The sequence below is a fragment of the Streptomyces sp. NPDC056580 genome (assembly GCF_042793175.1).
Taxonomy (GTDB): Bacteria; Actinomycetota; Actinomycetes; order Streptomycetales; family Streptomycetaceae; genus Streptomyces.
This window is the reverse complement of record NZ_JBHTVE010000003.1, coordinates 192,621-214,155: the sequence shown is the minus strand read 5'-3', so window position 1 is coordinate 214,155 and position 21,535 is coordinate 192,621. Positions and strand designations below refer to the sequence as shown.

The window sequence follows — 21,535 nt, the reverse complement described above, 5'->3', positions numbered from 1 at the left end:
CCACGTGAACGCAGTTGACCTCGCGCGACTCCAGTTCGCCGTCACCGCGACGCTGCACTTCCTCTTCGTCGCGGTGACCCTCGGACTGGTCACGGTCGTCGCCCTGACCCAGACCCGGGCGATACGCACCGGGGACCTCGCCCTGCGTGCCACCCGCATGCGGCGCGTGCGCTTCTGGGGCGGCCTGTACGTCATCAACTACGGGCTGGGCATCGTCAGCGGACTGGTCCAGGAGTTCCAGTTCGGGCTGAACTGGTCCGGCCTCTCCCACGTCATGGGCAATGTCGCCGGCGCTCCGCTGGCCGTCGAGAGCGTCGTCGCGTTCTTCCTCGAATCGACCTTCCTCGGGCTGTGGGCCTTCGGCTTCAACCGCGTGCCGGCCCGCGCCCACCTCGCGCTGATCTGGGGCGTCGTACTCACCGCCTACGCCTCCACCTTCTGGGTCATGGTGGTCAACGGCTTCATGCAGAAGCCGGTCGGCTACGAGATGCGCGACGGCAGCGCCGTCGTCACCGACTGGGGCGCCGTCCTCGCCAACGGCGCCACCTGGTACGCCGTGCTGCACATCGCGGGCGCGGTGGCCCTGCTCGCCGGACTGCTGCTGGCCACCGTCAGCGCCCACCACGTGCGCCGCGGCCAGGACACCGACTTCTTCCGCCCGACGCTGGTCCAGGGGTCGCTCCTGGCGGGCGGCGGCGCGCTCGTCACCGTCGTGGCGGGCCTCGTGCACCTGAGCGCGCTGAAGGGTTACCAGCCCGAGAAGTACGCCGTCCTGATGGGCAGCGGCGGCGCGGAGCTGGACGCCGTGCGAGCGGATGCGACGGCCCGGTACGGGGCCGGCGACTGGATGCCGCCCGCCTGGGTGGGCGGGGCGTCCGTGCTCATGCTCGTCATCGGCGTCCTGCTGCTCTGCGTGGCCTGGATCCCCGCCACTGCGGCCCGGGGCGGGGCGCTGGGCGGCTCGCCCGCGGGCCGGCGGTTCAGGCTGCGGCTGCCCGCCCTCATGCTGCCCCTGGGCTTCCTGGCCCTCGTGTGCGGCTGGCTCAGCCGGGAGGTCGGCCGGCAACCGTGGATGGTCACCGGCGAGCTGACCGTCCGCGACGCCGTCGCCGGTGTCTCCGCCGGCGGCATGCTCGCCTCGTTCGTCCTCTTCACGCTCGTGCTCGTCGTCCTGGCCGTCGTCGACTGGGCGCTGATGATCCGGTTCGCGCGGCTCGGGCCGGACGTGGGGCTGCTCGGCGACACCGGACTCTTCCCGGACGACGAGGAGCGCCGGGTGCTGCGGGAGGACGGCCGGGGAACGCCCCCGGCGGACGTCCACCCCTCCTACTGACCCTTCCGACGACCGCACGTACACACAGCTGACGGGGAATCAACCGTGGATGTCTTCTGGTACGCCCTGACCGGGCTGCTCCTCGCCGGCTATCTGGCGCTCGAGGGCGCCGACTTCGGCGTCGGCATGCTGATGCCGTTCGCCGGCCCGGAGACCGGCCGCGCCCGGCTGCGGCGCTCGGTCGTCCCGCTGTTCCTGGCGAACGAGGTGTGGCTGGTCGCCTTCGGCGGGCTCCTCTTCGGTGCCCTGCCCGTCGCGGAGGGCGAGGTGCTGCGGGCGCTGCGGCTGCCCTTCCTCGCCGTGCTCACCGCTTGGTTCCTGCGCGACGGCGCGCTGTGGTTCCGCACGGCGCACGGGGGCGCGGGCTGGCGGCGGACGTGGGACGCGACGCTGGCGGCCGCCAGCCTGGTGCTCGCGGCCGGCTGGGGCGTCCTCCTGGGCATGCTGGTGCGCGGTCTGTCCACCTCGTCCGACGGGCATCCCGTGGTCACCGCGGCCGACCTGGCCCATCCCTTCACGCTGCTGTGCGGCGCGCTGGCCGTCACCGGCAGCCTGCGCCAGGGCTCCCTGCACGCCGCCCGCCGCCTGCCGGAAGGCAGCCCGTTGCGGGTCCTGCTCGGCAGGCTGACCCGTGTGCTGACCCCGGTCCTGCTCGTGCTGCCGCTGCTCGTGGTCGCCACCGCCGGGACGGTGACCGACGCCCCCGTGGCGGTGGGCGCCGTCGCCGCCCTGGCCGCGGCGGGCGTGTACGCCTCCGACCGGGTCCAGGCGACGGGGCGCACCGGAGCGGCCCTGGTGCTGGGCGCGGCGCCGCTGGCCGCCCTGCCCGCCATGGTCGGCGCGGCGAACGGCACCACGGTCCTGGCCACCCGCTCGGGCGCCGGCGGCCTGGAGCTCGCCGGCGCCGTCGCCGACTCCGGCTCCCTGGCGCTGCTGACCGCGACCGTGCTCCCGGCGCTGGTGTTCGTGGCCCTGGGCCAGCTGTGGTTCTGGCGGGTCTTCGCCCCTCAGCGCGGCTGACCGGCGGCCGCCCGGCCCCCGCCGGTCGGGGCCGCCGGCGGCACCCCGACCGGCCTGCGGGCGGAGCGCCGCCCGGTCTCACGCGCCGGCCGCGAAGCGCTGGCGCGGGACCCGGAAGCCTCCCTGGGCGGCGTGCGGTCCGGCCGGACAGGCGCCGTCCGCCGGCGGGCGGGCCGGCCGCGCACCGAAGCCGGGGAGGGCCAGCAGGACCGGCGGACGGGTCCAGTCCTCCCGCCGGAGCGTCACGTCGGCCCGGGTGCGGACGCCGGCGCCGACGTGCACGGGGCCGACCGTGCCCACGAGCAGGGGCGAGTCACCCCACTGGTCGCCCGTCGCCCGGGCGCCCAGTGTCACCGCGTGCAGGTGCCAGGCGCCCGGCGGAACGCTCCGCAGCTCGAACGCCTCCGCCCGGTCGAGCTTCGTCCAGGCCACCGGCTGCCCCTGCAGGATGGGGCTGTCGAACAGGCCGAGGCAGACCGGGTGCCGCGATCGCTCCGGTGTGCGGACCGTCCCCGCCACGGACCCGAGGGCGCCGCACCCGACCGGAGCGGGGGTGATCCGCGGACCCTCGAGCGTGTCGCACCGGCCTGCCCGCCGGAACCGGGTGGGGGAGAGGCCGACGGAGGCCGTGAAACGCCGGGAGAAAGTGCTGGCGCTGCTGTATCCCACCCGTGCGGAAATCTCGGCCACATTCAGGGAGCTGTGTATCAGGAGGGACTTGGCCTCGTGCAGCCGTACGGCGCTCAGAAAGCGGCCGGGGGTCACACCCGTCGTGCGCTGGAAAACCCTGATGAAATGGAACTTGCTCATCATCACCGAACGGGCCAGGTCGTCCAGTACCAATGGCTCGTGGTAGTTCTCGCGAATGGTCGCGACGGCGCGGCGGGTGAGACGCTCCATTGTCCGGGCACTCCCTGATCTGGTCGACGACGGTACGGCGTGGGTGTGTGGCCGTCATGGGGTCCGCGCCGTCCCGCGCGATCGTGTGACGACGGCCCGGAACGCACCCGTGCGAAGGCAGGGTCACGCTCGCCTGGCCAGGTCACCGGGTGGACGAGGCTCCGCGCGGGCACGTCGCGCACCCCGTACCGGGCCGCCGGTCATGCGGCTCGGCCGGTGGTGAGCGGCCCTCCGGTCCGGGGCGGGAAAGCCGGCCGTGCGCAGGGCCGCGCCGTCAGCCGAATACGCCGGGGGCGTTCCGCTCTCGCCGGGCGGCGAGCGCGAACTCCGGCCGGGAGGCGGGGCGGAGGAATGAGCGGAGAATCAGTGGAACCGGCTGGACGGCCCAGCGTGCCGAACTCTGGTTTGCAGGCGCCTGAGTTCAACCTTGAACATGTGGCAACCCCCCCGTTGCAATCTGTCACGACGGTTTGAGCTTCGCACACGAGTACGCCTCGGAGCAACAGGTAAAACGCCTGCGCGGAATGGCGGCCGGCGGAGCGCCACGCCTATTTCCGGCCGTCTGATTCCGGCCGGTGGACGCCGGCCGGTCGAGCAATCTGGGCGATGACAGGCCGGCGGTCCGGGCGCCATGCTGTGGACGCCGACAGGAGACGTCGTGTCCCTCCCGCGGGGAACCGCCGCGCGGCCGCCGGACGGGCGGCCGGCGTGCCGGGTTCGTCCACCGCCCACGCCAGTCCGTGCCGAGGCCGCGCTCCAGTCCCGCACCGGGGACGCGCCGCCGCATGACGGCGAGGCGCCACCTGAGCCGGTCGCCACGTGGCCGTCCCCGAACCCCACCGACCGCCGTGCGGCCGTGCTCCATCGCGCGGGCGGCGCTCCGCTACCCGGCTCACCGATGCCAGCCAATCGAGGACGTACCGGTCATGACCAGTCACCAAGTGCAATTCCTGTTCCTGGACTTCGGGTTGATCGTGCTGCTCGCCCGCGGCCTGGGCGCCCTGGCCGGCCGCGTCGGCCAGCCGCCCGTGGTCGGCGAGATCCTGGCCGGCGTGCTCATGGGCCCCACTCTGTTCGGCGCCGCGTTCACCGATCGCCTCGTCCCCGCCGACGTGCGGCCGCTGCTGGGCGCACTGGCCGACATCGGCGTGGCGGTGTTCATGTTCGTCGTCGGTCTCGAGGTGGAACACCGCTTCCTGCGCGGCCGGGTGAGGGCCACCCTCGGCGCTGCCGTCGGCTCCACCCTGGTGCCGTTCGCCCTCGGCATCCCGCTCGCCTTCTTCCTGCTGCGCCACCACCCGACCCAGCAGCACGCCGCCTTCGTGGTGTTCGTCGGCCTGTCCGTCTCGGTGACCGCCTTCCCCGTCCTCGCGCGCATCCTGGTCAGCCGGGGCATGTCCCGCCTGGCGATCGGCGGCCTCGCGCTGGCCACCGCGGCGGTCGTCGACGTCTTCGCCTGGACGGCGCTGGCCGGTGTGCAGGCGGCGGTCGGCGGCGCCGACGACTACTGGCAGGTCTCCCTGCTCGTCCCGTTCACCCTGCTCCTGCTGGCCGTACGGCCCCTGGTGCGCCGGGTCCTCACCCACGGCGGCTCCGGCTCCGTCACCCCGACCGGCATGGCCGTGGTGACGGTCGGCATCTTCCTGTCCGCCGTGGCGACCGAGATGATGGGGCTGCACTACATCTTCGGCGCCTTCCTGTTCGGCGCGCTGATGCCCCGTGAGGGCACGCGGACGCCGCGCGAGGAGATCCACGAGCGCACCGGTGAGATCACCTCGCTGCTGCTCCCCGTCTACTTCGTGGTCGCCGGCCTCAAGGTCGACCTGCGCGGCCTGGGCCTGGAAGGGCTCACCGAACTCGCCGCCGTCCTTCTCGTCGCCGTCGCGGGGAAGTTCGGCGGCACCTACCTCGGCGCCCGCTCGCAGGGGCTCCCCGCCGAGAGCTCGGGCACCCTGGCCGCGCTGATGAACACCCGTGGCCTGACCGAGCTGGTCGTCCTCGGAGTGGGCCTCGAACTCGGCCTGCTCGACGGCCCGTTGTACTCCATGATGGTCGTGATGGCGCTGGTGACCACCGCCATGACGGGACCGGCGCTGAACCTGATCCGCGCCAGGAGTTCCCGGCGCGGCCTGGCGGTGGTGCCCGGGCCGGAAGCCGCCGGCGCCGGGGCGGACGCGGACGCCGGGGGGCCGGGTGCGCGGGCGGCCGGGGAGGACGCGGACGCCCCCGGACGGGGCAGCCGTGCGGCCGGCTGAACGCACCCCGGTCGGTCGCGCCGGCCGGGCCGGCGCGACCGCAGCGGGGCGGGAAGCCGCCAGAAGGGGCCGTGTCCGGTTCCGGTCCCGCTGTGTAGTGTGGGGAACCGTGAAGGCGGAGAACCTGAGAGGCAACCTGGAAGGCATGCTGCTGTCGGTGCTCGAGCCCGGCGCGCAGCACGGCTACGCCGTCATAGAGGAACTCAGGCGGCGCAGCGGCGACGCCATCAACCTCCCCACCGGCACGGTCTATCCGGCACTCCACCGGCTCGAGGCCGCGGGACTGGTCGGCAGTGAGTGGATCACCCACAACGGCCGCCGTCGCCGCAACTACTTCCTCACCGCGGCCGGACGCCGCGCCCTGGCCGACAAGCGGACGGCGTGGCAGGAGGTCTCCTCCCTCATCTCGGTCGTGCTGGGCGGACAGGCGTGACGGCCGTACTGGAGCGCTACACCGATCATCTGGCCCGGCACCTGGTCGGGCCGGACTCGCGCCGCTCGGCCATCATCGACGAGGTGCTGGACGGCCTGCGGTGCGCGGCCGAGTGCAACCTCGACGACTGCACCGACGTGGAGGAGGCCGCGCACCGCGCCGTCCTGGAGTGGGGCCCGCCGTCCGAGGTGGCCCGCGCCTACAACGACGCCACACTGCGCATCAGCGCCAACCGGCTGTCGCTGCACGCGATCTGCGCACTGCCGCTGCTCGCGGCGGCCTGGGCGTCCGCGCTGCTCGGCGGTCCGGCCGGACCCTGGCCCTACCACCCCCCGCTGCTGCTGACGGGGCTTTCCGTCGTGGCCTTCAGCTGCGTGCTGTCCCTGGCCGGCGCGTTCTCCGGGCTCCGCAGGGGCACCGGCATCGCCGCGGCGGCCGCCCGGCGCGACCAGATGGTCACCACCGGCACCCTCGCGGCCCTCATCGGCATGCTCGGTGTGCTCGGCGCGCTGGTCCTGCTGCTGCTCAACCGGGGCCTGAGCCATCCGGAGTCCCTGGACTGGCCGATGGTCGCCGTCCCCGCGACGCTGACCGTCCTGGCCGGCGCGTACTTCGGCACGGCCCTGAAGCGCTTCCTCGGTGTTCTGCGCGGGGCCGACCGCCCGTAGGGCCTGTCTGACGATTCCCGCCGGGCCCGCGACGCCTGGCACCGCACCTCGCCGCGTAGTCGGGTGCGCCCAGGCACATCCAGTACGAGGGCGACCCTCCGCCTTGCCATGCACGGCACCGGACGCCGCGGGCTGACCCGACGCGAATCGTCGGACAGGCCCTTGCACCCGCCGCACGGCCCGCCCGGCGCGGTCCGCGAAGAGAGCCCCCGGTGGTCGCCCCCCCGGGGGCTCCGCCGTTTCCGGAGCCCACTGCTCCGCACCAACTGCCGTCAGACGGCGCACAACTGATGTTGCGTCATGCCGCGCACCCGGGCTAGCTTGTCCACCGTCATATGTAGCGTGGCTACACAGTAGCGTCCCTACAGGAGGGTTACCTTGGAGCGCATGACGCGATGGGTGCTCTCCCATCGGCTGCCGGTCGTACTGTTCTGGGTGGTGCTCACCCTGGCCGGAGGAGCCCTGTCGAGCAGCACGATCGACAAGCTCTCGTACGAGTCGAGACTGCCCGACAAGCAGTCGCAGGCGGCCAACGACGCGCTGGCGGGGCGGTTCGCGCAGACCGGCGGCAAGAACGCCCCGCTGCTGCTCGTGGTGACCCTCCCCCGGGGCACTACCGTCGGCGACGGCCACGTCCGCGAGCAGTGGGGCGACCTGGTCGCCGAGGTCACCCCGAAGGGCGGCCGCAGCGTCTCCTACGCGGGTCCCGGCGGCGAGTCCCTGGTCTCCGGGGACCGGCGCACCACCGTCGCGCTGGTCTACCCGCCCGCCAATCGCTCCAACGCCCCCTACACCCAGTCCCTCCCCGCCATCAAGGCGGCCGTCGAGCACGCGCGGATCGCCGGCGCCCCGGTCGAGCTGACCGGTCAGCCCGTCCTCTCCGGCCGGGACAGCGGAGCCGCCCGGAGCCCGATCTACGAGACCCTGATCGGCGCCCTCGGCGCCCTGGTGGTCCTGGCCCTGGTCTTCGCCAGCGGTCTCGCCGTCGTGCCCCTGCTGATGGCCTTCGTCGCCATCCCCACCACCTTCCTTCTCGTGCGCGGCATCACCGGCGTCACCGACGTCTCCTTCATCGTCCAGTTCCTGGTGGCGCTCATCGGGCTCGGCATCGCGATCGACTACGCGCTCCTCATCGTCACCCGCTGGCGAGAGGAGCGGCAGAAGCCGGGGGCCGACGGCGCCGACCCCGACTCACGGCGCGAGGCGGTCGTACGGGCCGTCGCCAGCGCCGGTCACGCGGTCGCGCTCAGCGGCGCCACGGTAGCCATCTCGCTCGCCGCGCTCGTGGTCCTGCCCGTTCCGTTCCTGCGCAGCGTCGGGTACGCGGGCCTGCTGATCCCGCTGGTCAGCGTCGCCATCGCGGTCACCCTGCTGCCCGTCATGCTGTACGGCTGGGGCGACAGGCTCGACCGGCCGCGCCGGTCCCACCGTCCGGACAGCAAGCTGTGGGGCCGGATCGCCGGGCTCACCACCCGCCGTCCGGCGCTGTGCGCCGTGCTCAGCGGCGCGGTGCTCCTGGCACTGGCCGCGCCCGTGCTCGCCCTGCGGCTGGGGCAGCCGGCCACCGTGACCCTCGCCCAGGGCGGCAAGCCCGCCGCCGCGTTCCAGCGGATCGTCGACGCGGGCTTCGGCGAGGGCATCGCCCGGCCCCTCGAGGTCGTCGTGCCCGCGGGCAACGGCGACGCCCTGCACGGCCGGCTCGCCGGACTCGACGGCGTCGCGGGCTCCGCGGCGCCGGCCGACTGGACGCGCGGCGGCCTGCGCGTCATCGACGTGTGGACCACCGCCGACCCCTCCAGCGACGCCGGCCGGTCCACCGTGACCGAGGTGATGGACCTGGCACGGGACACCCCCGGCGCCCTCGCCGGCGGCGGGCCCGCCACCGACGTCGACTTCATCGACGCGGTCTACGGCTCCCTCGGGCTCATCCTGGCCTTCGTCGCCCTGCTGACGTTCGTCGTGCTCGCCCGGACCCTGCGCTCGGTCGTCCTGCCCCTCAAGGCCCTGGTCCTCAACGCGCTGTCCACCTGCGCGGCCTACGGCGTGGTCGTCCTCGTGTGGCAGAAGGGCTACGGCAGCGAGGCGCTGTTCGACACCCCGGCGATCGGCGCGGTCACCATCTGGATCCCGATGGCCGTCTTCGCCTTCCTCTTCGGGCTCTCCATGGACTACGAGGTGTTCATCCTGCACCGCATCCGGGAGACCCACCTGGAGCTGACGGCCAGGGGCGAGCGCGACACCGTGGTGCCCTCCGTCGTGACCGGCATCAGCCGCACGGGCCGGCTCGTCACCTCGGCGGCGCTCATCCTCTTCCTCGCCTTCACCGCACTGGCCAGCATCCCGATCACCGACGTGAAGGTGTTCGCCACCGCGCTGGCGGCGGGCATCGTCATCGACGCCACCGTGGTCCGGGGCCTGCTCACCCCGGCCCTGGTCACCCTCCTCGGGCGGGCCAACTGGTGGTTCCCGCGCTCCTTGGGCCGGCTGCTCGTCACCACCCCCGGACGGGCGCCCGGCCCGAGGACCCGCCCCGCCGCCGACGACGACGCGGCCGGGTACGGGGGGCAGGAGGCGGCGTCCGCCGCCGCGGACCCCTCACCGCGGGGCGGCTCCCGGAGCCGCGCCTGACGGCGCAGGCCACCGCGCCGCGGCGCGGTGGCCTGCGCGCGCTTTCTCACGCCTTCATCGGCATGCGCAAGGGTGGTCGCGCGGGCGCCGACGGCAGTACGGCGGCCCGACCATACGAGTGCGAAGGGAACCGACAGTGTCCACACACAGGCCCAGCCACGACGTGGTCATCCTGGGATCGGGAATCGCCGGCTCCACCCTCGGCGCGGTGCTGGCCCGCAGCGGGGCCAAGGTGCTCGTCGCCGACGCGGGCACCCACCCCCGCTTCGCGGTGGGGGAGTCCATGATTCCCCAGCTCGTCGCCTGGCTCCAGGTGCTCGCCGAGCGCTACGGCATCCCCGAGTTCGAGGCCCTCACCGACGCGACGGCCATCAACGAGAAGGTGAGCAACACCTTCGGCCGCAAGCAGCACTTCGGCTTCATGCTGCACCGGCCGGGCCAGGAGCCCGATCCGGACGAGTCACACCAGTTCGTCATCCCCGACGCGCTGACGTCCGCCAGCCACCTCTTCCGCCAGGACAGCGACGCCTACCTGCTGCGGGTCGCCGTCGGGTACGGCTGCGACACGCGCCAGCAGTGGCGCGCGGAACGCGTCGAGTTCGACGACCACGGGGTCACCGTGACCGGCGCCGACGGGCACGTGGTCCGCGCCCGCTACCTGGTGGACGCGAGCGGCTTCCGCTCGCCGCTCGCCGACCGGCTCGGTCTGCGCGAACAGCCGGCCCGGTTCGAGCACCACTCCCGCTCCCTGTTCACGCACATGATCGGCGTGAAGCCGTTCGACGACGTGCTGGACGTGCCCGAGAAGAGCCGGCCGCCGGTGCCCTGGCACAACGGCACCATGCACCACCTCTTCGAGCGCGGCTGGTTCTGGATCATCCCCTTCGACAACCACGAGCTCTCCCGCAACCCGCTGTGCAGCGTCGGCGTCACACTGGACCCGAGGCTGTACCCCAAGCCGGAGGGGATCACCGCCGAGGAGGAGTTCGCGGAGCTGCTGAGCCGGTTCCCGGCCGTGGAGCGGCAGTTCGAGGGGGCGCGGAAGGTCCGGGAGTGGGTGTCCACGGGCCGGCTGCAGTACTCGTCCCGCCGGACCGTGGGACAGCGGTGGTGCCTGATGTCACACGCCGCGGGCTTCCTGGACCCGCTGTACTCGCGCGGCATGTCCAACACGTTCGAGATCATCCACGCCCTGGCCCCGCGGCTCGTCGCCGCCCTCGCGGACGACGACTTCGACGAGGAGCGTTTCCGCTACGTCGAGGAGCTCGAACAGGGCCTGCTCGACCACAACGACACCCTCGTCAATTGCTCGTTCATCGCCTTCTCGCACTTCCGCCTCTGGGACGCGGTATTCCGGGTCTGGGGAAGCGGCAACACACCGGGCACGCTGCGGATCAACAATGCGCTGCGCAAGTACCGCGCCGACCGCGACGCGAGCGTCTTCGACGCCTTGGAGAAGGTGCCGCACACCGGCCTGTGGTGGCCCGACAACGACGATTTCAAGGCCCTGCTCGACGGAACGGCCCGTGCCTGCGCGCAGTACGAGGCCAACGAGATCGACGGCGACCGGGCGGCGGATATCGTTCTCGGGCTGATCGAGGAATCCGAGGCGGTGCACCCGGGGTTCGGCTGGAAGGACGTGAACCGGCGATTCATCCACCCGGGCCGTGACCAGATAGCCGATTTCCTGCAATGGGCCGCGCGCTCCCCCGATCCGGCGCTCGGCGCCGTCGGCCGGGAGAGCCTGGAGGCGCTGCGCGCCGCGGGCACGGCGCCGGCCGCCCGTCCCGCGGCGGCCGGCCGGTGACGGCCGTGGCCCGGGACGGGCGGACCAGCGTGCAGGAGGCCAACAAGGCCCTCGCCCGCCGCTGGTTCGACGAGGGCTGGAGCCGCGGGCGGCTGGACGTGGCCGACGAGATCTTCGCCCCGCGGTTCCTGCTGGGGGGCGAGCCGGTCGGACCCGAGGGCCCCAAGGAGAGCGTGCGGCAGCGGCGTGCGGCCTTCTCCGGGCTCACCGTCGAGGTCGGGCTGCAGGTGGCCGAGGGCCCGTGGGTGGCGAGCTGGTACACGACGCGGGGTTCGCACGTGGGCGAGTTCGCAGGGACGGCGCCCACCGGACGCGCGATCTCCTCGGAGGGAATTCAGCTCTGGCGGGTGGAGAACGGCCTCGTCGTCGAGGACCGTAATGTCTTCGACGTGCAGCGGATACTCCGGCAGTTGCGCGCGCCTGAGGGGAGGGTCGCGGGACCGGCCCCGTTCGCTACGGACCATCGCGGATGACGTTGTTCTCGTAGGCGAAAATGACGGCATGCACGCGGTTGCGGAGGCACAGTTTCTCCATTACTTTCTGGATGTGTGATTTCACTGTGCTCTGGCTGAGCGCCAACTCCGCCGATATCTCGGCATTGCTGTACCCGCGCGTCATGAGGCGGAATACCTCGGCCTCCCGGTCCGTGAGGATCTCCAGTGGAGACTCTCCGGCTTCCTTGCTGGCCCGGGGGAAGAGCAGTGACCGGCCGGTGGCCGTGATGCGGACCGCTGCGGCGAGTTCCTCGGGACTGCTCCCGCTCGACAGCACGCCCTGGACGCCGGCCTGGAGTACCTGGTCGGTGACCGCGTCCACGTCGTCGATCAGGACGAGAGCCCTGGCCGCGGGCAGCGGGAAGCGGGCCCTGGACATCGTGCGGACGATGTCCAGGGCCTGCGCCGCGTCTTTGTGCGTATTGAGGACGACCACGTCGGGGCGCAGCTCGTGGTAGCGGGCGGCCGCGGTCTCGCCATCCTGCGCCGTGCCGACCACCCTTAAATCCGGGTAATTGTCGAGAATTGTGTGCAGTCCCGTCATCGAGATGGGATGGGAATCGATGACCAGGATGCTGAGCTGTGGCGTCACAGACATGTTTCTCCCCCGAGAGCGCAGTTGTGCAGTGACTGGCCAGAATAACTCGGTGGCTCTTCGCCGCGGATGCCAGTCCGTGGCCGGCTTTCCGCCGTAGTGCGGGCCGTCGGGAGGACGTGCCGAACATCCGCCGCCGGGCCGATCGCCGGTCCGGCGGCGGATGTTCGCACGTCGTTTCCGTCAGATCTTGCGCCCCACCACCGCCGTCGTCAGGGCCGGCAGCGGGAGTACGCGCTCGACGGTGAAACCCGCGTCCCGCATCCACCCCGCGCACTCGACCGGCGAGAAGCCGGCGGCCTGGGCGGACTGCAGCATCATGATGAGGCTGAGCATCAGGCTGTCCGGATCACGCCGTTCGTCGTCCAGCATCGTGTCGTAGACGATCACCCAGCCGCCCTCGTGCACGGCGTCGTACGCCTTGCGCAGCAGGGTCATCCGCCGCTCCAGCGGCCAGTCGTGCAGCACGCTGCCGAGGATGACGACGTCCGCGCGGGGCAGCTCGGCCTCGAAGAAGTCGGCTCCGACGAAGCGCAGCCGCTCCCGGACGCCGCGCTCGGAGGCCAGCCGGTCGAAGTGCTCCGCCATGGACGGCCGGTCCAGCACGGTGCCGGTCAGACCGGGATGGGCCGTCGCCAGGTGCGCCGCCAGATTGCCGCGGGCCCCGCCGACGTCGCTGAACGTCGCCACACGCGACCAGTCGAAGGCCTTGGCCAGCTCCGCCCCGACGGCTCCGCTGAAGCTGTCCATGGCGGACAGGAACTGACGCAGCCGGTCCGGGTCGTGGAAGATCCGCGTGAACGGGACCTCGCCGCCGGCGCCCTGGCCGCGTGCGGTGCCGCCGCGCAGCAGTCCGGTGAGGGACTCCGGATCGCTGCCCATGAGTTCGGTGGTCATCCGCAGGAAGCCGCCCACGAACTCCGCCCGGCCGGGCAGCAGGTGCCGCAGGACGCCGGGACCGTTGCGGTAGCGGCCGTCCTGCCGCACCAGGAGCCCCACGGCGGCCAGCGCGTCGAGGAACACCCGGCCGGCGCGCGGGTGCAGACCCGTGCGGCCGGCCAGCTCGGCCCCGTCGAGCGAGCCTTCACCGAGGGTGGAGAAGACTTCCAGCTCCATGGCCGCGGTCAGCAGCCTGCTCCGGAAGAACGACCACCCGACGAACATCACGTCGAACGGGTCCTCCAGCGGGCGCCCGCCGGTCCGGCGGGGTTTTTCGGGCACGGCCCCGGGCGTTTCGAATTCTGTGGACGTCATACCTGCCGAACCTCGTTCTTCGCTCCGTCACCGCTTTCGGCGCGCGGTTCACCGGGCGCCGCCGCGGGAATGACGGCGGCCGGAGCGCGCACCTCCCGCCGGCCGATCCGCATACGCAGCCGGCGCTCCACGGGGCGTTCGTAGAACTGGTAGAGAATCGCGCTGACGGCGATGCTGATGACGAGCGCGAGCGCCGCGTATCCGGCGTTCGTCCAGCTCGCCCCGGCGGGACGCATGTAGAACTCCATGACGCTCTTCCTGTCGAACACCGCGGAGGCGAACTCGAAAAGCACGGTGAAGTGCAGGAGGTAGAACGCGTACGACCATTCGCCGAGCGCCACCATCGGCCTCGACCTCAGCCACGACGCGCCGCCCGCGAGGTCCCGCTGGGCCACGGCGACCACCAGCAGCGCGTACAGCGGAGCGGTGACCTGGGGCAGGGCGTCGTAGATGGTGAACAGGCGCCAGGTCTCGAAACGCAGCACCCACAGGGCGAGGAAGCCGCCGGCGAGCAGGACGGTGGCCGAGGCGACGCTGAGCGGCAGGCGCCAGCCCTTGCGCAGGGCGGCGGCCGCGACCACGCCGAGGAGGAACTCCCAGACCCGGGCGATCGGGGAGTAGACGCCGAAGATCAGGCCGTCCACCCCGGTGAACGCCGGGGGTATCTGCGGCGGGTAGGCGTCCCACAGCCACAGCTTGACGCCCCAGCCCACCAGCACCAGCGCGACCGCCGCCCCGCCGAGCCGGCGCAGCGACTGCGGGCGGCGCACCGCGAGCCGCACCACGAACGGGAAGACCGCGTAGAAGAACGCCTCGCAGGCGAGCGACCAGGTCACCGGGTTCGTGCTGCCCAGTATGTGGCCGGGCACCCACGCCTGGTACAGCAGCACGGCGGAGAGCGCCATGCGGATCAGTTCCTCGCCCCGGCCCGGCGCCGCGTCGGGAAGCTGCAGGAGGAGCGGCACCAGCACGCCCACCAGCAGCACCGGCCAGACCCGGGCGAACCGGCGGCCGTAGAACGGCAGGGCCCGGTCGCCCGCGGTGTACGTCCAGGTGAGGACGAAGCCGGACAGCACGAAGAAGAACGTGACGCCGGAGGAGCCCAGGATCAGCACCGGCCTGGCGTCGGGCAGCGGCAGCAGGGTGCCGACGTGGTTGAGGAAGACGGCGAGGGCCGCGATCCAGCGCAGGCCGGTGAGGGAGTGCAGCCGCTCGGCCGTGCCGCCGGGCGCGGCCGTCGCCGGGGACTGTGAATTCCGCGTTCGCGCGGATGGATTCATGGAAACGACACCAGCCATTTCGACGGGAACGGGGACGTGGTGCGGGCGGCGAACTCTCGAAGGCCGGCCGATCGTGCGGCAGTATTTCATCACCGGCCGATGAACCGTCGCTTAAGCCCTAATAAACCGGACCGCGCTGCTGATCGAAGTCCGCCATTCGCTGGCTCGTCACTTGTTTCTGCGGTTAATGTGTCGGGGCGTATCCAGTCGTAATTCCCAACAGATTCGAGGAATGTCATGCGGCGATTTCCGTACGCCTCGGCGATGGTGACCGGGGCGTCGAGCGGTATCGGCGAGGGGTTCGCCAGGCTCCTCGCGGAACAGGGCGTCGACCTCGTCCTCGTGGCGCGGCGCGGGCACCTGCTCGAGCGGCTCGCGAGCGACCTGGAGTCCGCGCACGGTGTCACCGTGGAGGTGCTGCGGCTCGACCTCACCGACGAGAAGCAGCTCGCCCTCGCCGAGGAACGGCTCACCGATCCCGCCCGGCCGGTGGAGTTGCTGGTCAACAACGCCGGTTCCAGCGGCTCCGGTTACTTCGCGGAGCTGCCCGCCGAACGCGAGCTGCACACGGCGGTGCTCAACGCGGTCGTCCCGCTGCGGCTGTCCCGCGCCTGTCTGCCCGGCATGATCGCCCGCGGCGCCGGCGGCATCGTGAACGTCTCCTCGCTCGTCGCCGTCCTGCCCAAGCCGCGCTCCGCGACCTACGCCGCCTCGAAGGCCTTCCTGTCGTCGCTGGGGGAGAGCCTGGCCATGGAGGTGGCCCGGCACGGCGTGCACGTCACCACCGTGCACACCGGCCTGACCCGTTCCGGGTTCCACGAGGCCGCCGGGGTGCCGGCCGACGCGCTGCCCGACATGAAGTGGCTGACGGCCGAACAGGTGGCCCGGGCGGGGCTGGAGGCGGTGGCCGAGGGCCGGGCCTCCACCGTGCCGGGGCTGGCGTACCGGATCAGGCTCCCCCTCATGCGGGCGATGCCGAGGTCCGTGGTGCGGGCCATCACGCGACGCGTCCACGACAGGTGAGCCGGATGGCCGCCCGCCGCTCCCTGCCGCTGCGGCACCGGGTCCGCAACAAGGCCGTCGTCCTCCTCCACCGGCTGGGGCTGCCCTTCGGGCCCATGCACCTGCTCACGGTGCCCGGCCGCAGGAGCGGCCTGCCCCGGACCACTCCCGTCGCCCCGGTGGTCGTCGACGGCGTCCGCTACGTCCTGCAGGCGTACCCGCGGTCCGACTGGGTCGCGAACGCCCGGGCCGCGGGACACGGGGTGCTGGCCCGGGGCCGGCGCGCGCAGCGGGTGGACCTCGTGGAGCTGCCGGTGGAGGAACGCGGCCGCGTGCTGCGGGAGTTCCCCGGCCAGGTGCCGCGGGGCGCGGACGCCTTCGTGCGCAACGGGCTGGTCGAGTCCGGCTCCCCGGAGCACTTCGCGGCGGCCGCCGCCCGCTGCCCGGTCTTCCGCGTCGTCCCCCGCACGCCCTGAGGCACGGCCCGCTGCGCAACCGCGGGCCGCGCACGGCGGTGAGCGGGCGGTCCCACGAAGCCGTGGGGATCCGCCCGCTCACCGCCGTGACGCGTCGCCCCGGGTCAGTGCGGCAGCGCCTTCTCGGCGTCCGGCTCGGCCGGCAGCGGGGCACCGGCCGCGTCGACTCCGGTGATGAGGTAACGCAGCTCGCCGGGTCCCTCGTGACGCAGCCACTCGGCCATCCGCCGCAGATCGTCGGGCATGGGGAAGACGAACCGGCACTCGGGGTCGCGCAGCCCCAGGTGGTCCAGCACCACGGGCGCCTCGACCACGGTCTTCAGCAGCTCGGCGCCCGCGTCCGCCGCGGTGCGCTCGCCCTGGTCGACCGCCTGGCAGATGCGCACCATGTCGTCGAACAGCGCCTTGTAGCCGGGGGACCCGGGGACCGGCAGACCCGGGTGGTCCGCCTTCTCCATCGCGCGGAGCACGCCGTCGTCGCCGGACTCCGTGAAGCGCTCGGTGAAACGGTCGAAGCGCAGGTTGATCGGCACCTCCGCGGCGCACCAGACGCGGTAGACGGCGTTCCACAGCGAGTGGTCCTGGAAGGACACGAAGGAGCAGTCGACGAGCTCGTCGTTGTACCGGATCAGCCCCTGCTGGAGCTCGTCGACGTACCGGAAGCGCTCCTCGTCGAAGTCGTCCTCGGCGAGCGCCTCGAGCAGCCGCCAGGCCAGGGAGTTGACCACCTCACCGGTGTTGGTGAGACCGCGCGAGTACAGCGGGTCGATGAACCCGGCGGCGTGCGACATCAGGCACCAGCGGTGGCCCACGGACCGCGTCGAGGAGTACTGGATCCGGTCGGCCGACACCCAGGGCCGTACGGTGCGGGCGTCCGCGAAGATCCGCTCCACCGCGGGGAAGCGCGAGGCGAACTCACGGAACTCCTGCTCCGGCGAGATGTCGCGGTTCCTCGGGTACTTCCGCTCGTCCAGCGTCAGCCCCACGCTGACCAGCGGATTCCTCGATCCCGCGGTGTTGTTGAACGGGATCGACCAGAACCAGCCGCGGTCGAAGAGGTGGTGCATGGTGCCCTCGACCCACGGGATCGGCGGCGCGTCCTCCGGCCCCACGCGCAGGCATTCGTCGGTCGGCCGCACGCCCAGCATGTGGGTGAACATGGAACGGGAGTGGTGCCTGAGCGACTCCGGCGGCCGGCGCAGCCCGAGCTTCTCGGCGACCGGTGACCGGAAGCCGCTGGCGTCGACCAGGTAACGGCCCTCGTGGCGCTCGCCGTTCGCCCCGGTCACGGCCACGTGGTCCGCGGCCAGCTCGACGTCCTCGACGCGGAACGCCTGCCGGACGTCGCAGCCGTAGCGGATGGCGGTGTGGAAGAGGTAGGCGTCGGTGTCCTGCCGGAACAGGTGGCCGGTCTGCAGGGCCTTGGACGGCGGGCTGAACTGCAGGAACTCCGCCGGATCCGGCTCCTTGCCCGCCTCGTGCCGGATGAAGCCGAAGTGCCGCTTGGTGCCGGAGGTCGGCGCGATGTCGTCGCGGATGCCGTCGCTGGAGGTCAGCGACTCCAGCTCGGGAACGCCGTAGCGGCGGGCGAGCAGCCGGAAGACCTTCAGGGTGTAGAGCGTCGTCGACTCGCCCACGGCGAACCGGGGATGGGTGCCGCCGTCCAGGAGCAGGACGGATACGCCCTGCTTCGCGAGGATGGCGCCCAGGGTCGACCCGGCGATGCCGGAACCCAGGATGATCACGTCGTGCGGGGGTGGCGCGGCGAGCCGCAGGCCGGCGCGGTCGCCGGAGGGTTGTCCGGGCATGTGTCCTCCTGGTCGGACGGGTCGGACTGGAAGCGGGTGGGCGCCTGGGGCGCGCCGGGGCCGGCCGGGGCGGCGCGGGACGGCGCGCTGCCCCGGCCGGTGGTGTGCGGGCCGGGGCGGCGAAGGTGCGGCGCGGCCCGGCGCCGGAAGGCGGCGGCCGGCCCGGGGCCGGGGTCAGCCGCGGGCCGGGGCCGGGGGTCAGCCGCGGGCCGGGGCGCCCGCCGGGGCGCCCGGGCGGCCGTGCGGTCCGGCGGACGGCCCGCCGAGGTCGCCGCGGGCGCCGGGCTGCGGCATGAAGCCGCGCATCTCGTTGTCGTTGGCGAGCTGCTGCATCTTCTCCCAGTCCGGCATGCCCCCGCCGGAGACGAGTTCGGACAGGCCGATGAAGAAGTTCTCCACTCCGCCGGGTGTCGCGATGACGAGGAGCCGGCCAGGCTCGTCGCCGACGTTGAGGAAGCGGTGCGGCACCCCGCGCGGACCGTAGATCACGGTGCCCTCGCCGATCGTCTCGGTGACCCCGCCGACCTCGAACTCGTAGGTGCCCTGGCTGACGTAGAACGCCTCGTCGGCGCTCTCGTGGACGTGCAGCGGCGGGCCGCTGCCCGGCTGCGTGGTGATCTGGTAGAAGCTGTACAGCCCGCCGGTGTCCTCCTTGCGCAGCAGGAACCGGCCCTCCTCGCCGAACCAGCAGACGGGCTCGACGTCGTCGCGGCTGACGACCTTCCGTTCGGTCTTCGACACGGTTCATTCCTCTCGCTGGGTTCGTCCGGGGCGGACGGCGACCGTGGTGACAGGCAACCAGCGGCCGCAAAGGCGGTGATAAAGACGGGGAAAATCCGGCCGGCGGGCGGCCGCCGCCCGGTGCGGTCAGGCGAGCGCCGTGCCGCCGTCCGCGACGAGGCAGCTCCCCGTGAGGTACGCGGCGCGGTCGGAGGCGAGGAACGCGATGACCTCGGCGACGTCCTCCGGGGTGCCGTTGCGCCGCAGCGCGGCGCGCTCGGCGGCGGCCCGGCGCTGCTCCTCGGGGATGAAGCGGGCGAGTTCGGTGAGGATCAGGTTCGGCTCCACCGCGTTGACCCGCACCCCGTGCGGGCCCGCCTCCAGGGCCAGGGTGCGCACTGCGGCCTCCACGCCGGCCTTGGCCACGGCCAGCGGCAGGAACCGCGGGGCCGGCCGGCGGGCGAGCGCCGCGCCGACCGCCACCACCGAGCCGCCGCCCCGGGCGGTCATGTCAGGCAGCACCGCGCGCACGCTCAGGAACAGCGCCTTGAGCTGCCGGTTCACCACGTGCTCGAGGTCCTCCCAGGCCAGGTCGGCCGCCGGGGCGATGCGCGCCTCGTGGGCGCCAAGGCCGGCGGCGTTGAGCACCAGGACGTCGATCGGGCCCAGTTCGGACCCGACGGCCCCGACCAGGGCCGACACCCCGTCGGGGTCGGTGACGTCGCCCTGGACGGCCACCGCCTCCCCGCCGTGCTGCCGGATCACGGCCACGACCTCCTCGGCCCGGTCCGCGCTCTTGTGGTAGTTGACCGCGACGCGGGCCCCGCGGGCCGCCAGCAGGCGGGCGGTCGCCGCGCCGATGCCGCGGGCGGCGCCGGTGACCAGGGCGACCCGGCCGGGGAACTCGGGGGGTCCGGGCGTCCGCCCGGCGGCCTCGGGTGCGAAGGCGCGCGGTGCGCGCTCCTTGTCTGCCGGATTCACCGGATCAGCTCCTCACATCGGGAAGGTGTAGACGTCCCGGGACGACGTCGGCCGCGGGACGAACAGCGGGCAGGGAACGCGCCGGTACGCGACGCGCGGGCGCGGGGGGCGGGCAGCGCCGGGCGGTGCGGAGGCGGGCAGCGCCGGGCGGTGCGGGGCCCGCTCAGGCCCACACCAGCCAGCAGCCGCCCAGCGCCACGCAGAACGCCAGAGCGGCGAAGCAGGTCCGCAGCAGGTTGGCGCGCGCCCAGCGGGCCCGCAGCGCGGCCCAGTCGCCGGGGATCTCCCCGGCCGCGGCCCAGTCGTCGATCCGCCGGTTCATCCGGACGTTGCGCAGCTCCGACACCAGGGCGACGCCGGCCACCGCGGCCAGCGCCGCCGCGAAGGCGGCCTTCGCGGCGGCGCCGGGAGCCAGCACGGCGAGGCCGAGACCGGCCGCCAGGCCCACCTTGTTGACGGTCGGCATCAGCGGGTCGAACCCGGGGTCGAGCAACCGGTGCACGTCGGACCACGTCTGCCGCGGCAGCCGCAGCAGCATCGGCACGACGGCGCGCTCCACCGCGATCAGGGCGCCCGCGAGGACCCCCGTGCACAGCAGGAAGACGACGGCCAGAAGGGCGACCAGCACGGGCCGGCTCACCCCGCCCGGCGGCCGAGCGGCTCGGCCGTCCGCAGGGGAGCCCGCTCCAGCCGGTCGTCCAGCATCAGCGAGTAGCTCTGGGCACGCGCGACCGAGTCGAAGAACGCGTACATCATCACGTCGCGCAGCCGGCACAGCGCGGCGCTGTGCGCCAGCCCCAGCGTGCCGATCCGCCAGGACGTCGTCACCATGTCGGCGGCCCGGGGCCGGCGCGCTTCCTCGAAGGCCCGCAGCGTCGCGGGCACGTCGTCCGGCTCGCAGCGCCCCAGCATGTCGGCGAGCACCACGCCGCTCTCGATGGCCTGCCCGGCGCCCTGGCTGAGGTTGAGGGTCATCGGATGGGCGGCATCACCGACGAGCACCACCCGGCCCTTGCTCCAGCCGCCGGCCGGCGGCCTGTCATGGATGGGCACCGGCAGGATCGCCTCCTCGCCGGTCGAGGAGATGATCTCGCCGACCGGGTCCGGCCAGTCGCGGTAGGCGGCCGACAGCGCCGCTCCCCGGGTCAGGCGCAGGGTGTCGATGCCGGCCGCCGCCCTGTCACTGGTGATGGCGTCCCAGTAGACCTCCTCCTCGTTGAGCCGGCAGTACAGGAAGCGCAGCCCGCCCTTGCCCCACAGGTTGAAGAAGGTGCCGGTGGGCACCAGCGACTCCCCGGGCAGCCGGGTGACGGCCTGCCAGGCCGTGTAACCGGCGTACCGCGGCGGCGGCTCGAACCCGCCCCGCATCGACGTGCGCACGGTGGAGCGCAGGCCGTCCGCCCCCACCAGCACGTCGCCCCGGGCGGTGGACCCGTCCTCGAAGTGCGCGACGACGCCGTCGGCGTCCTCGGCGCAGCCGGTCAGCCGGCGGCCCAGGCGGATCCGGTGCTCACCGACGGCCTCGGTGAGCACCGTGTGCAGCACGGACCGGCGCAGCGCACAGGCCGGCGCGCCGGCCCGCTGCGTCGGCCCGTCCAGCGGCCATCGCGCGAGGCGCCGGCCGGAGTCGGAGCGGAACTCGTGGAAGCGCATGCGCACCGCCCCGGCGGCGACGGCCTCGTCGAGCCCGATCCGCCGCAGCGCCAGGAAGGCGTTGTGCCACAGCATGAACCCACCGCCCGTCAGCAGCCTGCCGGGGCTGGGACGGGCCTCGAAGACCTCGCACTCGATGCCCTGCCGCAGCAGGCCCGCCGCCGTGGTGAGCCCGCCTATGCCGGCCCCGATCACCAGGGCCTTGCCGATGGTCGCCATGGAGCCGGC

At 73.1% G+C, this 21,535-nt stretch carries 19 protein-coding genes; 10 read left to right on the top strand and 9 right to left on the bottom strand.

Translation table 11 applies throughout. The annotated features are described in order from the left end of the window. Window positions 1-4 precede the first annotated feature (4 nt). Complete coding sequence (locus ACFQ9Z_RS07645) at window positions 5-1,333, top strand: cytochrome ubiquinol oxidase subunit I (RefSeq protein WP_383012369.1); 1,329 nt, start codon at window positions 5-7, stop codon at window positions 1,331-1,333. A gap of 45 nt (window positions 1,334-1,378) precedes the next feature. Beyond that, window positions 1,379-2,353 carry a cytochrome d ubiquinol oxidase subunit II gene (locus ACFQ9Z_RS07640; protein WP_383012366.1) on the top strand — a complete coding sequence of 325 codons (975 nt, stop codon included), beginning with the start codon at window positions 1,379-1,381 and terminating at the stop codon, window positions 2,351-2,353. Between the two features lie 78 nt (window positions 2,354-2,431). Here the strand turns inward: ACFQ9Z_RS07640 and ACFQ9Z_RS07635 are convergent, their stop codons facing one another. Continuing rightward, window positions 2,432-3,253, bottom strand: a complete 822-nt coding sequence (locus tag ACFQ9Z_RS07635; protein ID WP_383012363.1) for a helix-turn-helix domain-containing protein — start codon at window positions 3,251-3,253, stop codon at window positions 2,432-2,434. A gap of 926 nt (window positions 3,254-4,179) precedes the next feature. Between ACFQ9Z_RS07635 and ACFQ9Z_RS07630 the strand changes: the two genes are divergently transcribed. From ACFQ9Z_RS07630 to ACFQ9Z_RS07605, 6 genes are all read left to right on the top strand, one after another. Then, complete coding sequence (locus tag ACFQ9Z_RS07630; RefSeq protein WP_383012360.1) at window positions 4,180-5,508, top strand: cation:proton antiporter; 1,329 nt, start codon at window positions 4,180-4,182, stop codon at window positions 5,506-5,508. 109 nt (window positions 5,509-5,617) lie between these two features. Then, window positions 5,618-5,941, top strand: coding sequence for a PadR family transcriptional regulator (locus ACFQ9Z_RS07625; RefSeq protein WP_383012357.1), 324 nt, complete (start codon window positions 5,618-5,620; stop codon window positions 5,939-5,941). Further along, the gene (locus tag ACFQ9Z_RS07620) at window positions 5,938-6,609 is read left to right on the top strand and encodes a hypothetical protein (protein ID WP_383012354.1); all 672 of its coding nucleotides are present in this window, start codon (window positions 5,938-5,940) and stop codon (window positions 6,607-6,609) included. The genes ACFQ9Z_RS07625 and ACFQ9Z_RS07620 overlap by 4 nt, the downstream gene beginning before the upstream one ends. 387 nt (window positions 6,610-6,996) lie before the next feature. Beyond that, window positions 6,997-9,237: an MMPL family transporter gene (locus tag ACFQ9Z_RS07615; RefSeq protein WP_383012351.1), complete on the top strand. Its 2,241-nt coding sequence runs from the start codon at window positions 6,997-6,999 to the stop codon at window positions 9,235-9,237. Between the two features lie 136 nt (window positions 9,238-9,373). Beyond that, entirely contained in the window at window positions 9,374-11,044 is a 1,671-nt protein-coding gene (locus ACFQ9Z_RS07610) for an NAD(P)/FAD-dependent oxidoreductase (protein ID WP_383012348.1), read from the top strand. Window positions 11,045-11,049: 5 nt separating this feature from the next. Beyond that, window positions 11,050-11,517 carry an ester cyclase gene (locus tag ACFQ9Z_RS07605; protein ID WP_383012345.1) on the top strand — a complete coding sequence of 156 codons (468 nt, stop codon included), beginning with the start codon at window positions 11,050-11,052 and terminating at the stop codon, window positions 11,515-11,517. Here the strand turns inward: ACFQ9Z_RS07605 and ACFQ9Z_RS07600 are convergent. From ACFQ9Z_RS07600 to ACFQ9Z_RS07590, 3 genes are all read right to left on the bottom strand, one after another. Beyond that, window positions 11,498-12,130 carry a LuxR C-terminal-related transcriptional regulator gene (locus ACFQ9Z_RS07600; protein WP_383012342.1) on the bottom strand — a complete coding sequence of 211 codons (633 nt, stop codon included), beginning with the start codon at window positions 12,128-12,130 and terminating at the stop codon, window positions 11,498-11,500. The genes ACFQ9Z_RS07605 and ACFQ9Z_RS07600 overlap by 20 nt on opposite strands. Before the next feature lie 186 nt (window positions 12,131-12,316). After that, on the bottom strand, window positions 12,317-13,387 hold the full coding sequence (locus ACFQ9Z_RS07595; RefSeq protein ID WP_383012339.1) for a methyltransferase: 1,071 nt from the start codon (window positions 13,385-13,387) through the stop codon (window positions 12,317-12,319). After that, complete coding sequence (locus ACFQ9Z_RS07590; RefSeq protein WP_383012336.1) at window positions 13,384-14,667, bottom strand: acyltransferase family protein; 1,284 nt, start codon at window positions 14,665-14,667, stop codon at window positions 13,384-13,386. Before ACFQ9Z_RS07590 ends, ACFQ9Z_RS07595 begins: the two co-directional genes overlap by 4 nt. A 237-nt stretch (window positions 14,668-14,904) precedes the next feature. Here ACFQ9Z_RS07590 and ACFQ9Z_RS07585 point away from each other — a divergent pair, with 237 nt between their 5' ends. Both ACFQ9Z_RS07585 and ACFQ9Z_RS07580 read left to right on the top strand, forming a co-directional pair. Further along, window positions 14,905-15,690 (top strand): SDR family NAD(P)-dependent oxidoreductase, encoded by a 786-nt coding sequence (locus ACFQ9Z_RS07585; protein WP_383012333.1) that lies wholly within the window; start codon window positions 14,905-14,907, stop codon window positions 15,688-15,690. A gap of 5 nt (window positions 15,691-15,695) precedes the next feature. Beyond that, window positions 15,696-16,145: a nitroreductase family deazaflavin-dependent oxidoreductase gene (locus ACFQ9Z_RS07580; RefSeq protein ID WP_383012330.1), complete on the top strand. Its 450-nt coding sequence runs from the start codon at window positions 15,696-15,698 to the stop codon at window positions 16,143-16,145. Window positions 16,146-16,249: 104 nt separating this feature from the next. On the opposite strand, the gene ACFQ9Z_RS07575 is transcribed toward ACFQ9Z_RS07580, so the two are convergent. The 5 genes from ACFQ9Z_RS07575 to ACFQ9Z_RS07555 all read right to left on the bottom strand — a co-directional run bounded on the left by ACFQ9Z_RS07575 (window position 16,250) and on the right by ACFQ9Z_RS07555 (window position 21,526). Beyond that, window positions 16,250-17,953: an NAD(P)/FAD-dependent oxidoreductase gene (locus ACFQ9Z_RS07575; RefSeq protein WP_383012327.1), complete on the bottom strand. Its 1,704-nt coding sequence runs from the start codon at window positions 17,951-17,953 to the stop codon at window positions 16,250-16,252. A gap of 198 nt (window positions 17,954-18,151) precedes the next feature. Further along, the gene (locus tag ACFQ9Z_RS07570) at window positions 18,152-18,694 is read right to left on the bottom strand and encodes a cupin domain-containing protein (protein WP_383012324.1); all 543 of its coding nucleotides are present in this window, start codon (window positions 18,692-18,694) and stop codon (window positions 18,152-18,154) included. A gap of 126 nt (window positions 18,695-18,820) precedes the next feature. Then, on the bottom strand, window positions 18,821-19,654 hold the full coding sequence (locus ACFQ9Z_RS07565) for an SDR family NAD(P)-dependent oxidoreductase (RefSeq protein WP_383012321.1): 834 nt from the start codon (window positions 19,652-19,654) through the stop codon (window positions 18,821-18,823). 163 nt (window positions 19,655-19,817) lie between these two features. Then, window positions 19,818-20,282 carry an anthrone oxygenase family protein gene (locus ACFQ9Z_RS07560; RefSeq protein WP_383012318.1) on the bottom strand — a complete coding sequence of 155 codons (465 nt, stop codon included), beginning with the start codon at window positions 20,280-20,282 and terminating at the stop codon, window positions 19,818-19,820. 8 nt (window positions 20,283-20,290) lie between these two features. Then, window positions 20,291-21,526, bottom strand: a complete 1,236-nt coding sequence (locus ACFQ9Z_RS07555) for an FAD-dependent monooxygenase (protein WP_383012315.1) — start codon at window positions 21,524-21,526, stop codon at window positions 20,291-20,293. Between the last annotated feature and the right edge of the window lie 9 nt (window positions 21,527-21,535).